At 64.8% G+C, this 15,083-nt stretch carries 9 protein-coding genes, 1 tRNA gene and 1 pseudogene; 8 read left to right on the top strand and 3 right to left on the bottom strand.

What is annotated here, in order from left to right; translation table 11 throughout:
- The first annotated feature begins 3 nt into the window (after nt 1-3).
- From EPN31_RS08530 to EPN31_RS08515, 4 genes are read left to right on the top strand one after another with little or no spacing between them, the layout of a single operon-like run.
- Nucleotides 4-1,236 (top strand): MdtA/MuxA family multidrug efflux RND transporter periplasmic adaptor subunit, encoded by a 1,233-nt coding sequence (locus EPN31_RS08530; protein ID WP_291771943.1) that lies wholly within the window; start codon nt 4-6, stop codon nt 1,234-1,236.
- A complete protein-coding gene (locus tag EPN31_RS08525) occupies nt 1,233-4,310 on the top strand; it encodes a multidrug efflux RND transporter permease subunit (RefSeq protein WP_291771941.1) in 3,078 nt (1,025 codons plus the stop codon). The genes EPN31_RS08530 and EPN31_RS08525 overlap by 4 nt, the downstream gene beginning before the upstream one ends.
- Nucleotides 4,307-7,411, top strand: coding sequence for an efflux RND transporter permease subunit (locus EPN31_RS08520; protein WP_291771937.1), 3,105 nt, complete (start codon nt 4,307-4,309; stop codon nt 7,409-7,411). The genes EPN31_RS08525 and EPN31_RS08520 overlap by 4 nt, the downstream gene beginning before the upstream one ends.
- 13 nt (nt 7,412-7,424) lie before the next feature.
- Entirely contained in the window at nt 7,425-8,891 is a 1,467-nt protein-coding gene (locus tag EPN31_RS08515; RefSeq protein ID WP_291771934.1) for an efflux transporter outer membrane subunit, read from the top strand.
- Here the strand turns inward: EPN31_RS08515 and EPN31_RS08510 are convergent, their stop codons facing one another.
- Nucleotides 8,892-9,887 (bottom strand): Nudix family hydrolase, encoded by a 996-nt coding sequence (locus EPN31_RS08510; RefSeq protein WP_291771931.1) that lies wholly within the window; start codon nt 9,885-9,887, stop codon nt 8,892-8,894. It abuts the gene before it with no gap.
- Nucleotides 9,880-10,719, bottom strand: coding sequence for an ATP-binding protein (locus EPN31_RS08505; protein ID WP_291772239.1), 840 nt, complete (start codon nt 10,717-10,719; stop codon nt 9,880-9,882). Before EPN31_RS08505 ends, EPN31_RS08510 begins: the two co-directional genes overlap by 8 nt.
- A gap of 115 nt (nt 10,720-10,834) precedes the next feature.
- Between EPN31_RS08505 and EPN31_RS08500 the strand changes: the two genes are divergently transcribed.
- Together EPN31_RS08500 and EPN31_RS08495 are read left to right on the top strand one after the other, a co-directional pair.
- Entirely contained in the window at nt 10,835-11,800 is a 966-nt protein-coding gene (locus EPN31_RS08500) for a polyprenyl synthetase family protein (protein ID WP_291771928.1), read from the top strand.
- A 43-nt stretch (nt 11,801-11,843) separates the two neighbouring features.
- A tRNA-Pro gene (locus EPN31_RS08495) sits at nt 11,844-11,920 on the top strand.
- Nucleotides 11,921-11,991: 71 nt separating this feature from the next.
- Here EPN31_RS08495 and EPN31_RS08490 read toward each other — a convergent pair.
- A complete protein-coding gene (locus EPN31_RS08490) occupies nt 11,992-13,182 on the bottom strand; it encodes an ISL3 family transposase (RefSeq protein ID WP_291771926.1) in 1,191 nt (396 codons plus the stop codon).
- 155 nt (nt 13,183-13,337) lie between these two features.
- Between EPN31_RS08490 and EPN31_RS08485 the strand changes: the two genes are divergently transcribed.
- On the top strand, nt 13,338-13,667 hold the full coding sequence (locus EPN31_RS08485) for a hypothetical protein (protein ID WP_291771923.1): 330 nt from the start codon (nt 13,338-13,340) through the stop codon (nt 13,665-13,667).
- Between the two features lie 80 nt (nt 13,668-13,747).
- Nucleotides 13,748-14,948 (top strand): annotated as a pseudogene (locus EPN31_RS08480) (IS256 family transposase).
- Nucleotides 14,949-15,083 lie beyond the last annotated feature (135 nt).

Raw genomic sequence — 15,083 nt, 5'->3', positions numbered from 1 at the left:
TCCATGGTTGAGTCCTTGAGACGGACACGGCGCCGGCGTGGCTGGATCTGGCTGGGCGTTGCTTTTTGTGTGGTGGTGCTGGCGGTCTGGCTATGGCCGCGCAATCAGTCGGGGCGTTCGGGTTCGGGCCCCGGTGGGGCAGGTGGCCCCACGCCGGTGTCGGTGGCGCTGGCCGAACCGGGCCAGATCGAGCGCACCTTGCGTGGGCTGGGGACGGTTACTCCCGTGAGCACCGTGACCATCCGGTCGCGCGTGGACGGGCCGCTGAAAGCCCTGCACTTCACGGATGGCCAGGCGGTTCGCGCTGGTGATCTGCTGGCCGAGATCGACCCACGCCCTTTCGAGATCGCGCTGCAGCAGGCGCAAGGCCAGCAGGCCCAGCATATGGCGCAGCTGGACAATGCGCGGCTGGATCTGGCGCGTTACGAGACGCTGTACAAGCAGAATTCGGTGGCCCGCCAGCAACTGGATGCCGCGCGGGCCCAGGTTCGTGAATTGCAGGGGCAGATCCAGGTCGATCAGGCCGCCGTGGCCAATGCGCGGCTGCAGCTTGGTTATACGCGTATCGTTGCGCCCAGCAATGGGCGTCTGGGTCTGCACAAGGTGGATGTGGGCAACATGGTCCATACTACGGACACGGATGGCCTGGTCGTGCTCACACAGAACCAGCCCATGGATGTGGTGTTCTCGATTCCACAGGGCCAGTTGCCCGCTTTGCTGGCCGCCCGGCGTCAGGAACCCGCCCTGCAGACGCGCTTGACGCTGGCCGCGGGCGGCCGCGTGGTGGCCACCGGTGCTTTGCTGGCCGTCGACAACCAGATCGACGTGACGACGGGGACGGTGCAGCTCAAGGCGCGGTTTGCCAATGCCGATGAATCGTTGTTTCCGAATCAGTTCGTCCAAGTCCGCTTGCGGCTGGGGCTGGAATCGGGTGTCGTGGTGCCGCTGCGGGCCGTGCAGCGCGGCTCGGCCGGCGAATTCGTCTATCGCGTCGACGCCCAACACAAGGCCCATGTCGTGCAAGTCACCACTGGCGTGGATGACAGCGACCAGGTGGTCGTCGAATCCGGCCTTCAGGCTGGTGACAACGTCGTGACCGAGGGCACTGACCGGTTGCGTGACGGCAGTTCCGTAGAAGTGGTGCCAGAGGGACACAGCGCGCGCGGCAGCACCGATGCCGCCCCGCCCGCCGGCAAGCCCAGCGCATCCAGCGCGGCCGGAGCCAAGGGTTCGTGAACCTTTCCCGCCCTTTCATCCTGCGGCCGGTCGCCACCACACTGGCCATGATTGCGGTGGTCCTGGCGGGTTTCATGGGGTACCGGGAACTTCCCGTTTCCGCACTGCCGCAGGTGGATTTTCCGACGATCCAGGTGACGACCCTGTATCCGGGCGCGGGCCCGGATGTCATGACGGCGCTGGTCACTTCTCCGCTGGAGCGTCAGCTCGGCCAGATGCCGGGTCTGTCGCAGATGCTGTCCACCAGTTCGGGCGGATCCTCGCGCATCACGCTGCGTTTCGATCTGGGGCTGCCGCTGGATGTGGCCGAGCAGGAGGTCCAGGCGGCCATCAACGCGGCGTCCAACCTGCTGCCGTCGGATCTGCCGTCGCCGCCCATCTACAACAAGGTCAACCCGGCCGACACGCCCGTGATGACGCTGGCCGTGACGTCGCCGACTCTGCCGCTGTACAGGGTGCGCGATCTGATCGAAGTTCGCGTGGCGCAGAAACTGGCGCAGATCAGCGGTGTCGGGCTGGTGGGCGTGACGGGCGGTCAGCGCCCGGCCATGCGCATTCAGGCCAACCCGCAGGCACTGGCTGCGCACCACCTCACGCTCGCCGATGTGCGCAAGGCCGTGACGCAGGCCAACGTGAATCAGCCCAAGGGCAATCTGGACGGACCGCAGCGATCAGTCACCATCAACGTCAACGATCAGCTGCAGGACCCATCGGATTACGAGCGCCTGATTCTAGCGTACGAGAACGGTGCGCCGCTGCGGCTGGGTGATGTGGCGCAGATCCGGCAGGCCGCGCAGGACAGTCATCAGGCGGCCTGGTTCGACCGCACGCCGGCCATTCTGCTCAACATCCAGCGCCAGCCGGGCGCCAATGTCATCGATGTGGTGGATCGCGTTCAGGCCCTGTTGCCAGGCCTGCGCCAGACGCTGCCGACCGGCGTGAATCTGCAGGTGGCTGCGGACCGCACGCATACGATCCGCGATTCGGTTTCGCATGTGCAAATGGAGATGTTGCTGGCCATCTTCCTGGTGGTCGCCGTGACCTTTGTCTTTCTGCGCACCTGGCGGGCGACGCTGATCCCCAGCGTGGTTGTGCCCCTGTCACTGATCGGCACCTTCGGGCTCATGTTCCTGCTGGGCTTTTCGATCAACAATCTGACGCTGATGGCCCTGACCATCGCCACCGGGTTCGTGGTGGATGACGCCATCGTGATGATCGAAAACATCGCCCGCCATATCGAGGGTGGCAAAACACCGCTGGCTGCCGCCATCCAGGGCGCCCGGCAGATCGGCTTCACCCTGGTGTCGCTCACGGTGTCGCTGATCGCCGTTCTCATCCCGCTGCTGTTCATGGCGGATGTGGTCGGGCGGCTGTTCCGCGAGTTCGCGGTCACGCTGTCGGTCGCCATTCTGCTGTCCCTGCTGATTTCGCTCACGCTCACCCCAATGATGTGCGCCCGGCTGTTGCGGCCGGAATCCGAGGAACGGCATGGCCGGTTCTTGCAGGGTGCGGGGCGCGCGATGGACCGCCTGATCGATGCGTACGATGCGGCGCTGACCTGGGTGCTGGCCCACCAGCGGGCCACGCTGTGGGTGGCGCTGGGCACGCTGTTCGTCACGGCCGGACTGTACCTGGGAATTCCCAAAGGTTTCTTTCCGCAGCAGGATACCGGTGCCATTCTGGCCATCACCCAGGGGCCGCAGACGGCGTCTTTCGCCGTGATGGAAAAGCTGCAGCGCACGGTGGTGGACCGCGTGCTCGCAGACCCGGCGGTGGCGTCGGTGACATCCTTCATCGGCATCGATGGCAACAACACCACGCTGAACACCGGCCGGCTGCAGATCACGCTCAAGCCGCTGACCAGCCGCGCCGACCGGGCAGACGTCGTCATGCGCCGGCTGAATGCGGCCTTGCACGCGGTGGTGGGTCTGCAGGTGTACCTGCAGCCTGTGCAGGAGCTGTCGGTGGAGGATCAGGTCAGCCGGGCGCAGTACCAGATGACAGTTTCCAGTCCCGATGCCGAGTCGCTCTCGCAGTGGGCGCCCAGACTGGTGGATGCCATGCAGCGGCTGCCGCAGCTGCGCGACGTGAGCAGTGATCAACAGGATCGCGGGCTGGCTTTGTCGGTCGTGGTGGACCGCGACGCGGCCGCACGGCTGGGCGTGACCCAGGCCTCGATCGACGATGCGCTCTACGATGCCTTCGGCCAGCGGCTGATTTCCACCATCTACACCCAGTCGGCGCAATACCGCGTCGTTCTGGAGGCGGATGCCGTCCTGCTGGCCTCCGGTCCGTCGGCCTTGCAGCATCTTTATGTGGCGACCCGCGGCGGAGGCATCACGCCGCTGTCCACAGTGGCTCGGCTTCAGCCGGGTGTCACGCGGCTGGCCGAACAGCGGCTGGATCAGTTCCCGGCCGTCACCGTGTCGTTCAACCTGGCGCCGGGCGTCGCACTTTCTGATGCTGTGCGGGCGGTCGATGGCGCACGGGCGGATCTGCAGGTGCCCACTGCCGTCGACACACAGTTTCAGGGGGCGGCCAGGGCCTTTCAGGCATCCTTGTCCAGCACCCTGTGGCTGCTGCTGGCCGCTGTGGTGACCATGTACATCGTCCTGGGGGTGCTCTATGAAAGCACCATCCACCCCGTGACCATCCTGTCGACATTGCCGTCGGCGGCGATTGGCGCGCTGGCCGCGCTGTGGCTGACCGGAACGGAGTTGGACATGATTGGTGTCATCGGCATCATTCTGCTGATCGGTATCGTGAAGAAGAACGCCATCCTCATGATCGACTTTGCGCTTGATGCCCAGCGCGAGCGCGGCCTGGGGCCGCAGGCCGCCATCCATGAGGCTGCGCTGCTGCGCTTCCGTCCGATACTCATGACGACACTGGCGGCGTTCTTCAGCGCCATTCCGCTGATGCTGGCTTCCGGTTCGGGCGCCGAGCTTCGCCAGCCCCTGGGACTGGCCATGGTGGGCGGCCTGCTGTGCAGCCAGTTGCTGACGCTGTTCACGACGCCCGTCATCTATCTGATGTTCGAGCGCCTGGCGCATGGACGCAAGGCTGCGCCATGAGATTTTTTGCGCTATTCCTGCATCGGCCGATCGGGACCAGCCTGCTGTGTCTGGCGCTGGTGCTGGCCGGCGTGCTGGCCTTGCGTTTTTTGCCCGTGGCACCGCTGCCGCAGGTGGATTTCCCCATGATTGCGGTGTCGGCGTCTCTGCCTGGCGCCAGCCCGGAGACCATGGCGTCCAGCGTGGCGATGCCGCTGGAGCAGGCCCTGGGCTCCATCGCCGGGGTGAGCAGAATGAGTTCGCGCAGCCGCGAGGGGCAGACGAACATCTCGCTCATGTTTGAGCTCAACCGCGACATCAACAGCGCGGCGCGCGACGTGCAGGCGGCCATCAATGCGGCACGCCCCCAGTTGCCTTCGGGCATGCGCGATAACCCGACTTACCGCAAGGTGAATTCGTCGTCATCGCCCATCATGACTCTGGCGCTGACTTCCCGGACGGCCTCCCAAGGAGACCTCTACGATCTGGCGTCCACGGTGCTGGCGCAGAAACTGTCCCAGATCGGGGGGGTCGGACAGGTGACGGTGGGGGGCAGTTCACTGCCCGCTGTGCGCGTGCTGCTGGATCCCCGCGCCCTGGAGTCCATGGGCGTGTCGCTGGGCCAAGTGCGTCAGGCGCTTCAGGACGTCAACACGCTCAAACCGGGCGGTGTTGTGGAGGAGAGCGCCACGCAGTGGCAAATCCGGTCTGGTGCGCAATTGCGCAAGGCAGCCGACTATGCGCCGCTGGTCGTGGCCTGGAAGAATGGCCGGCCTGTGCGCTTGCGCGATGTGGCACAGGTCCTGGATTCTGTGGAAGACACCAATCAGGTGGGCTATTTCAATGACCAGCGAGCCGTGCTGCTCATCATCCGCCGCCAGGCCGATGCCAACATCATCGATACGGTGGACGAGATCCGCGCGCTGCTGCCTGCGTTTCAGTCGCTGTTGCCGGAACGGGTGCGCCTGACGATTGCCCAGGATAGAACGCCCAGCATCCGGGCCTCACTGCATGAGGCCGAACTGACCCTGGTGCTGTCGGTCATACTGGTGGTAGCGGTGGTGCTGGCCTTTCTGCGGGACTGGCGTGCGGCGTTGATTCCGGCGATCGCGGTGCCGGCGTCGCTCATCAGCACGTTCAGCCTGATGTGGTGGTTCGGTTTCACGCTCAATACCATTTCGCTGATGGCGCTGATCGTGGCGACCGGCTTTGTGGTGGACGATGCCATCGTGGTGCTGGAAAACATCATGCGGCACATGGAGCGCGGCATGCGGCCGGCGCGTGCCGCCCTGCGCGGCGTGACCGAAGTGGGCTTCACGGTGCTGGCGATGAGCGTGTCGCTGATCGCGGTCTTCATTCCGCTCTGGCTGGTGGGCGGATTGGTCGGACGCCTGTTCAAGGAATTTGCCGTGACGCTATCAGTCACTATTCTGGTGTCGCTGCTGATTTCAGTGACGCTCACCCCGGTCATGGCAGCGCGTTTCCTGAAACTTCAGCCTTCGCAGGAACCGGCCCGGCTGAGCGACCTGGGTCGCGTCCTGGCAGGGTTGGGCGAGGCCTGCCTGCGGGCGTATCAGCGGTCGCTGCGCTGGTCGCTGGATCATTCGCGCCTGGTGCTGCTTCTGTTGCTGGCCACCATCGGGCTGAACGTTTATCTGTACATCAGCATCCCCAAGGGCTTCTTTCCGCAACAGGACACCGGTCAACTGCTGGCCTTTTTTCGTGTGGACACAGGGGACTCGTTCGAACAGACTCAGGCGCGCCTGGATGAATTCCGCAAGGTATTGCTAGCTGATCCTGCCGTGGATACCGTGACGGCTTATGCGGGCGGGCGTGGCGGCAGCAATTCCAGCTTCATCCAGATTCAGCTCAAGCCGTTGTCGGAGCGCACGACTAGTGCCATCGATGTGGTGAATCGCCTGCGGCCGCGATTTCAGCACGCACCGGGCGCCCGAATGTTCCTGGTGCCCCAGCAAGATATTTTCGTGGGGAATTCCTCGCGCTCCGGCTCGTATTCGTACGAACTGCTGGGCAGCGATCTGCCACTGCTGGCACGCTGGCTGCCTCAGGTTCGCAATGCGCTGGCAGCCTTACCCGAGCTCACCGACGTGGACGCCGATGTGGAGGACAAGGGGCGCCAGGTTGAGTTGCAGGTCGATCGCGATGCTGCTCGCCGGCTGGGCGTCCAGATGTCGGATCTGGCGGCTGTCCTGAACGACGGCTTCAGCCAGCGCCAGGTGGCCGTCCTGTATGGGGCATTGAATCAGTATCATGTGGTGATGGCGTTGCAGCCGCAATATGCCCGGGACCTTCACTCTCTGCAGGCAATGCATGTGGTGACGGCGGACGGACGGCGTGTGCCGCTCACGGCGTTCACGCGGCTGAGCGAATCCATCGCCCCCAACGCGGTGGATCATGATGGCCTGCTCGCCTCCTATTCCATCGATTTCGGGCTGGCGCCTGGGGTTTCGCTGGATCAGGCGCTGAGGGCGATCGATCGGGCCATGGCCGGCATCAACCTGCCCACCCAGGAATTGCAGGCACATCTCGACCAGAGCAGCGGCATGATGCGCGATGCGGTTGCCCAGCAGCCCTGGATGCTGGTGGCAGCGCTGGTCGCCATGTATCTGGTGTTGGGCATGCTGTACGAGAGCACGATTCATCCCATTACCATCCTGTCCACGCTGCCCTCTGCGGGCGTGGGGGCGCTGCTGGCCCTGCGGATGGTAGGGATGGAATTCACGCTGATCGCGCTGGTCGGTGTGTTTCTGCTGATCGGCATCGTGAAGAAGAATGCCATCATGATGGTGGATTTTGCGTTGCAGGCGCAGCGCCGCGAGGGCCTGGATTCGCGCGAGGCGATCTATCGGGCTTGTCTGGCGCGGTTCCGCCCCATTCTCATGACCACGGCGTCGGCCATGCTGGGCGCCTTGCCTCTGCTGCTGGCGACCGGCGCGGGCGTCGAAATGCGGCGGCCGCTGGGGCTGACGATTTTTGGCGGCCTGCTGGTGAGTCAGGTGCTCACGCTTTACACGACACCGGTGGTGTATCTGACCCTGGACCGGCTGCGGCACCGCCGCGATCCGCGTCTGTCGCAGCCTTCCGCCGGAGTTGTCGGATGACAGGAAACCAGACATGACCAAACCTCAGTGCCCGATCGACGGCAGACGTCCGCGATGCTTGTCCTCGCTTTGGCTGGCAGTGGGAGTGAGCCTGCTGCTGAGCGCCTGTGCAGTGGGGCCCGATTACCACCGTCCGGCGCAGGAAGTCGGGTCCGCGTATGGTGGTGCACCTGATGGTCGATGGTATCCGGCCCAGCCCGAGATGGCGGTGGTGCAGGGGTGGTGGCACACGTTTGGCGACCACGTTCTCGATGATCTGATGGTGCAGATGCCTCACGCGAATCCCGATCTGGCGCAATCCGAAGCCCGGTATCGTCAGGCGCGCGCGGCGCTGTCGGCTTCCCGGGCAGGATTGTTCCCGACAGTGGGTGCGTCCACATCCGGGGAGCGCGGCGCCCGGGGCGCATCCGGTGGCGGCCCGGTCAACACCTACACCCTGACGGGCAGCGTGAACTGGGAAGCCGATCTGTGGGGGCGGGTACGCCGCAATGTGGAGGCCGCGCAGGCCAGCGCGCAGGCCAGCGCGGCGGACCTGGCCGGGATGCGGCTGAGCCTGCAGTCGACGCTGGCGCAGGCCTATTTTGCCGTTCGTCTGAGCCAGCTGCAGGATGCTTTGCTGGCGCGCACCCTGCAGGAGTATTCCCGGGCGCTGGAGATGACACGCAACCGCCTGGCGGCTGGCGTCGCATCGCCGGCCGACGTGGCGGCGGCTTCCGCGCAGCTCGACCAGACGCGGGTTCAGCGCATTCGTCTCGGCTGGCAGCGTGCGCAGCAGGTTCACGCCATTGCCGTTTTGCTGGGCGAGGTGCCTGCCCGGTTCCAGGTGCCGGACGGTCAGGGCCTGCCTGCAGTGCCGGGCGTCCCGGCGGGCGTTCCATCGTCCCTGTTGCAGCACCGGCCGGACATCGCGGCCGCCGAGCGGCGTGCGGCCCAGGCCAATGCGCAGATCGGCGTGGCTCAGGCGGCCTGGTTTCCTGATCTGACGCTCAGCGCGCAGGGTGGGTACAGTGCAGGTGCGTTCGCCTCGTGGCTCACCGTGCCGGCACGTTTCTGGACGCTGGGTCCAGCGCTGGCCATGACGATATTCGACGGCGGTGCGCGCAGTGCCGCCGTGACGCAGGCGCGCGCGGCCTACGATGTCCAGGCCGCCGCATATCGCAAGACCGTGCTGGATGCGCTGCGAGAGGTCGAGGATGCGCTGGTGCAGGCGCATGACATGGTTGGCGAGCAGGCGGCGCAAGATCGTGCGCTGACCGCCGCCCGCGAGACCTTGCGCCAGACGGTCAACCAGTATCAGGCGGGCCTGGTGGATTATCTGATCGTGGTGCAGGCGCAGGCCAGCGCCCTGAGTGCTGAGCAGAATGCACTGAGTCTGCAGGCGCAGCGTCTGGATGTGGCCGTGCAGCTCGTGGCGGCGCTGGGTGGCGGATGGCCCGGACTGGCTGGTGCCGGTGTGCCTACCGCCACCGACCAGCCCTGATCAGTGGGCGATCAGAACACCGCGCTGCGCGGCGATGCCGTGCGCGCCGTGCAGGCGGGCCGTCTCCAGTGTGGCGGCCGATTGCCCGCCGATGGCAAATACGGGGCGCCCGGCGCCTAGCGCCAACGTCTGGAAGCGTTCCCAGCCCAGCGGCGGATCCTGGGGATGGCTGGGCGTCGGCAGCGCGTGACCCAGCACCACGAAGTCCGCCTGGAGCTGTCGTGCGCAGGCAATTTCCTCTTCGTCGTGCGCCGAAATGCCCAGCCAGCCGGGGGGGCGTGTGTCCTGGCGCAGGATTTCACGGGCGTCGGCGGCCCGCAGCTGCACTCCGTCCGCCAGGGACCACCAGGCGTGCGGGTGGCGGCTGTTGATGAGGCAGCGTGCGTCGTGCTGGCGGCACAACGCCAGCGTGGCTTCGAAGGCCTGGCGCAGCGAAGGTTCGTCGCCGGGCCATGACGCTTCCCGGAACTGCACCAGTTTCAGCCCATGCATTAGTTCCTGGCGCAGTTCGCTCAGCCAGTCGTCCAGCCGGTCGGGCGCGCCGATGTGGCTGATCCGGTAGTGTATGGGCAGGCGCAACCAGCGCAACGGTGGGGCGGCAGCCGGCAGCAGCGACCCGCCGCCCGGCGCGATGGGGTGTTCGGATTCGTCGAGGCGAACCGCCCAGGGATCCACCCAGTCCAGCGCCTGGTTTTCGCGGCCGTGCGGCTCGCCCTCCCAGGCCGTGACTTGGCAGAATGCCAGCTCCACGATGGTCTTTGGGTATTCGTGCACATGGACGACCCAGGGGTACACATGGGTGGCGCGAATGCCGAGTTCTTCGTCCAGTTCCCGCACCAGCGCCTGTTGCACCGTTTCTCCGGCCTCGATCTTGCCGCCGGGGAATTCCCACCAGCCCGGCCAGGCCTTACCGTCTGGGCGTTGCCCCAGCAGCAGGCGGCCGCGTTGATCCAGGATCAGGCCGGCTGCGACCCGAATGTATGGTTTCTCAGACATGGCGGGCCGCCCAGTCGCGTGCGAACTGCCGGGCCACCCGCCCAGAGCGCGAGCCTCGTTCTAGCGCCCATTGCAGCGCCTCGGTGCGGGCGGCCTCGATCTGCGGTGCCGGGCACCCCTGGATTTGCAGCCAGTGGTTCACGATGTCCAGGTAATCGTCCTGGGCAAACGGGTAGAACGATAGCCACAGACCGAATCGTTCCGAAAGTGAAATCTTTTCCTCGACGGTCTCGCCCGGGTGGATTTCGCCGTCCGATTGGTGTTCGGCCTGCAGGTTTTCGTGCATGTATTCCGGCATCAGATGCCGGCGGTTGGACGTGGCGTAGATCAGCAGATTGTCGCCGGGCGAGGAAACCGAGCCGTCCAGTGCGGACTTGAGCGCCTTGTAGCTGGCCTCGCCTTCTTCGAAGGACAGGTCATCGCAGAACACGATGAAGCGCTCGGGCCGCCCCTGGATCAGCTCGGTGATCTGGCCCAGGTCCCCCAGATCGGACTTGTCGATCTCGATGAGCCGCAGACCCCGATTCGCGTGGGCATCCAGCATGGCCCGCACCAGGGAACTCTTCCCGGTGCCGCGCGCGCCAGTCATGAGCACATTATTGGCCGGCTTGCCGAGCAGGAAGGCCAAGGTGTTGCGCTCGATGATCGCCTTCTGGCGGTCGATGTGCTGCAGATCCTGGAGATGAATGGGGGCGACGACGTGCACCGCGTCCAGCCAGCCGCGCGCCCCGCGTCGCTGCCAGCGGAAGGCATGGGCGGTCCAGTCGATGGGAGGGGGCGCCGGCGGTAGCCAGGCCTCGATCTGTGTCAGTACGGACAACGCCCGGTCCATGAGTTCCTGTATTTCGGCGGTGGCGGCCACTGAGTTCTCCTGAATATGACACGGAAAGTATAATCTGGGCTTTGCGGCCGCGTTGGGCGGACGCCCAACAGTATTCGGGTCCGTCTTGAATTTCTCTGAACTGTTTGCCCCCATCGTGTCCGACATGCAGGCGGTCGACGCGGTCATTCGCGCGCGCCTGGACTCCGAGGTCGTGCTGATCCGCACGATCGGCGACTATATCGTGGGCGCGGGCGGCAAGCGCATGCGGCCGGCCATGGTCCTCCTGGTGGCCAACGCGCTGGGCTACCAGGGTGTCAATCACCATCGGCTGGCGGCGGTCGTGGAGTTCATCCACACGGCCACGCTGCTGCACGACGACGTGGTCGACGAGTCCGACATGCGCCGCGGGCGCGAGACAGCAAATGCGGTGTTCGGCAATGCGGCCAGCGTACTGGTGGGCGACTACCTGTATTCGCGCTCCTTCGAGATGATGGTCGAGACCGATTCCATGGCGGCCATGGCGGTGTTGTCCGCTGCCACCACCGTGATTGCCGAAGGCGAAGTCCTGCAGTTGCTCAACGTGCATGATCCTGACGTCTCGCTGGATCGCTACCTGCGGGTGGTGCGCTACAAGACAGCCAAGCTCTTCGAGGCGGCCGCTGAAGTCGGCGCCATCATTTCCTGCACAAGCCCCGAGCTGCAGACGGCGGCCGCATCCTATGGCCGCCATGTCGGCACGGCCTTCCAGTTGATCGACGACGTGCTGGATTACAGCGGCGATGTGCAGGCATTGGGCAAGAACGTGGGCGACGACCTGCGCGAAGGCAAACCGACGTTGCCCCTGATCCGGGTCATGGAGGTCGGCACGGCGGATCAGCGCGCCCTGATCCGGGGCGCCATCGAAACAGGCCACGCCGACTTCGACGCCGTGGCCCGGGCCATCCATGCCACGGACGCGCTCGACTACACGCGTGCCGCAGCCCATGCGGAAGCGGATCGTGCACGTGAGGCGCTGTCCGCCTTCCCGAATTCCGGATATCGCGAAACTCTGCTAAAATTCTGTGCTTTCGCGGTCGAGCGCGACCGTTGAAGTTCCCGTGGTGGGCATCGTTATAGCCCGTCAGTCACACCGTCGGGGTGTAGCTCAGCCTGGTAGAGTACTACGTTCGGGACGTAGGAGTCGCATGTTCGAATCATGTCACCCCGACCATTTTTCTTGTCTTTCTTCTCCTTGTAAATCAAAACCGGCTCTACCCCATTATCGGGGGATGTGAGCATTCATCAGACGCGGTTAATCACACCGCTCCAACCGCATTGAGCCAAGACTCTCAAGCGGTAATTCTCAAAATTCCTGAAGCCATACGCCCTGCGCGAGAGCATCTCCATTTTGGTGTGGAAGCCCTCCGTAATCCCGTTAGACCGCGAGAAGCGCCACATGCGCACGATGGGCTCCAGCCACGATGTTAACGTAGCGGCCAACGCCCTGGCCGGGCTGTCAGTGAACTGCTCGATGAGGGCGAGGAACTGGGGCAGCAGCCGTCGGGCGTGTTTGGCCCGAATCTTCTTGATCGACAGGAATTGCACCAGGCGCTGTTTGGCCCCGTAGAGCGCCCGGAGTACCGGGTAGGCTTGCAGATACTGGGCCAGGCGCGCCTGCTGCGGTCCGGTCAGATTCCAGGCGTGGCGGCGCATGAGGCTCAACAGTCCCCGATTCTTGCGGCCCTCGGGGTCGTGCTGCTGCCAGAGCTTTAAGAAGTGCTGGTTCACGAGGCACACGACGTGGAAGCGGTCGGCCACGATTAGGGCGTTGGGGAAGTACCGACGGGCGATGGCGCGGTAGGTCTCGGACAGATCCATGACAATGATGCGCACTTGCTCGCGCCCGGGCAGGCGCTTGAGGTAACTGCGCAGGCTTGCCTCGGAGCGCCCCAGCACGACATCGAACACCTTGTGGTTTCTCAGATCCACGAGCGTGGTGGCGTAGCCCTTTTTGCGGGTGAAGAAGTGCTCGTCGATGCCCAGCACCTGGGGGCAGGTTCTGCCCGATAGTTCACTGACGCGCTGGCGCACAAAGGATTGATACCAGCGTTCGACAGTGGCGCTGCCAATGCGGTGGGTGGCGGTGAGCCGGCGCTGGCTCACGCCCCCATCGTGGGCCTCGAAGACCTCCAGACGATAGGACTCTGTCGCCCGGCGCCGGGGCCGGATACCGGCGAAGCGGTGACGGAAGTAGTGATTGCAGCTCGGGCAGTGGTACTTGGGCACCGAGAGGTGCAGCATCATGAGCTGGTTGCCCTGGCGGGTGTGTTTAAGCGTCCTGCGGTGTGTGGCCTTGATGCGCAGGCCCTCGCTGCCGCAGTGCAGGCAGGCGGGGCGCTGCTCAGGCCGGGCCCAGACGTGAATATCGCGGTGGCGTTCGACGCGTTCGACGGCCAGACCGTCCAGTCCTAAGATAGAATCAAGCGGGGACATCGGCATTGCTCCATTAGAAGTGTTCGTCGCAAAAACAAGTCTAATGAATGCTGGTGTCCCCCGTTCGTGATGTAGAGCCTTTTAAAGTGGTCTCCATGAAAGCTGGCCCTTTTGCCTATACGAAAGTGCAATCACTTTTGTAGTGAGAGGCCAGCATGCCCACCATCGTCAATCGCAGCAAGATCAAAGTCAGCGTCTCCAGAAGGCCGCACCTGACCAAGCTGTTCTCGTACGGCAACGAGGACGCCGTTGCCCGCTACATCGAAGAGCTGAAGGCGGAGGGCTACTCTCCGGCGGTTCGGCAACTGGAAAATTGCTTCCAGGTGCTGCTGCGGAAGGTGGCCAATGGCGCCAAGAGAAGCGGCTCACAAACTTGTGTATCCCGCGAGGAAGCGGAAGAACTGGTTGCAGAGTACGAAGCTCAGGAGAGGAGGGGAGGGTATCGCGACGACTCGGCTTCCCGGAGAGACGGATTGTGTCCCTAGTGGTGGTGTAACTGGGGTCACCGGCAGTGCTCGGGTTTAGGGTTTGGGTTGCATACCTGACCCGACCTGAGGAGCCACCGATGACCAATGACATGATGCAACTACAGGGGCTGCTTGAGAAGAGCGCCGATGCCGATGTGCTGCGCGAGATGATCGGCTTTGCCAGCCAGCGGCTGATGGAGCTGGAGGTGCAAGCGCGCACGGAAGCGGGCTACGGCGAGAAGTGCAGCACGCGGCTCGCGCAGCGCAACGGTTACCGGGATCGCGACTGGCAGACCCGCGCTGGCGCCGTGGAGCTGCGTATCCCGAAGCTGCGCCAGGGCAGCTACTTCCCGAGCTTTCCGGAGCCGCGACGCATGACCGAGAAGGCGCTCGCCGCCGTGATCCAGGAAGCCTACATCCAAGGCGTATCGACCCGCTCGGTGGATTCCCTGGTGCAGGCCATGGGCGGCACGGGCGTCTCCAAGAGCGAGGTCTCGCGCCTGTGTGAGGAGATCGACACACGCGTGCAGGCGCTTCTAAACCGCCTCATCGAGGGTGAATGGCCGTATCTGTGGATCGATGCCACCTACGTAAAGACACGCCAGGAGGGCCGCATCGTGAGCGTGGCGGTGATCGTCGCTGTCGGCGTGAACGCCGACGGCCGGCGCGAGGTGCTGGGTATGGATGTCGGTGCCTCGGAGGCCGAAGCGTTCTGGAAGGGATTCCTGCGTGGGCTCACTCACCGGGGCCTGCGCGGCGTGAAGCTGGTGATCTCCGACAACCACAGCGGCATCAAGGCGGCGGTCCCCAAGGTGCTCACCGCCTGCTGGCAGCGCTGCCGCGTGCACTTCATGCGCAACGCCCTGTCCTACGCGGGCCGGCGTGGCAAGCGGGTGGTCGCGGCCTTCATCGCGACCGCCTTCGCTCAGGACACTGCCGCGGCCGCTTGCGAGCAGTGGCGCCGTGTCGCCGATCAGCTGCGCCCCACCGTGCCCAAGCCCGCCGCGCTGATGGACGCCGCCGAGGAAGACGTCCAGGCCTACATGAGCTTCCCGCCTGCGCATCGCACCAAGCTGCACAGCACCAACCCGATCGAGCGGCTGAACCACGAGATCAAACGCCGCACCGAGGTCGTCGGCAACTTCCCCAACGAGGCCGCAGTCCGGCGTCTGGTCGGGGGCCATCCTCCTTGAGTAGACCGACGAGTGGGTGGTTCAGCGGGCCCGCTACATGCCACGCGACACGCTGAGCGAAATCGTGGATCAGCCTGTCACCGACCTGCCGGTCGTGGCACACTAGCAATCGCAACCAAACCCGCCCGGCCTCCGTCACGCCGAAAGCTACACCACGCACGGGGACACAATCTCGTATGCCTACCTGCAATTTTAGGGGGTGACCGTGTCCGGTGTTTCAGGGGGCTAGTCCACATCAGAG

This window comes from Castellaniella sp., assembly GCF_004321985.1.
GTDB lineage: Bacteria > Pseudomonadota > Gammaproteobacteria > Burkholderiales > Burkholderiaceae_B > Castellaniella.
This window is presented reverse-complemented; position numbering and strand designations above follow the sequence as displayed.

What these genes read in the sequence shown, in the direction of transcription:
- EPN31_RS08530 (WP_291771943.1), top strand. Translation starts at nt 4, where the DNA reads ATGGTTGAGTCCTTGAGACGGACACGGCGCCGGCGTGGCTGGATCTGG.
- EPN31_RS08520 (WP_291771937.1), top strand. Translation starts at nt 4,307, where the DNA reads ATGAGATTTTTTGCGCTATTCCTGCATCGGCCGATCGGGACCAGCCTG.
- EPN31_RS08515 (WP_291771934.1), top strand. Translation starts at nt 7,425, where the DNA reads ATGACCAAACCTCAGTGCCCGATCGACGGCAGACGTCCGCGATGCTTG.
- EPN31_RS08510 (WP_291771931.1), bottom strand. Translation starts at nt 9,887, where the DNA reads ATGTCTGAGAAACCATACATTCGGGTCGCAGCCGGCCTGATCCTGGAT.
- EPN31_RS08505 (WP_291772239.1), bottom strand. Translation starts at nt 10,719, where the DNA reads ATGGACCGGGCGTTGTCCGTACTGACACAGATCGAGGCCTGGCTACCG.
- EPN31_RS08490 (WP_291771926.1), bottom strand. Translation starts at nt 13,182, where the DNA reads ATGTCCCCGCTTGATTCTATCTTAGGACTGGACGGTCTGGCCGTCGAA.
- EPN31_RS08485 (WP_291771923.1), top strand. Translation starts at nt 13,338, where the DNA reads ATGCCCACCATCGTCAATCGCAGCAAGATCAAAGTCAGCGTCTCCAGA.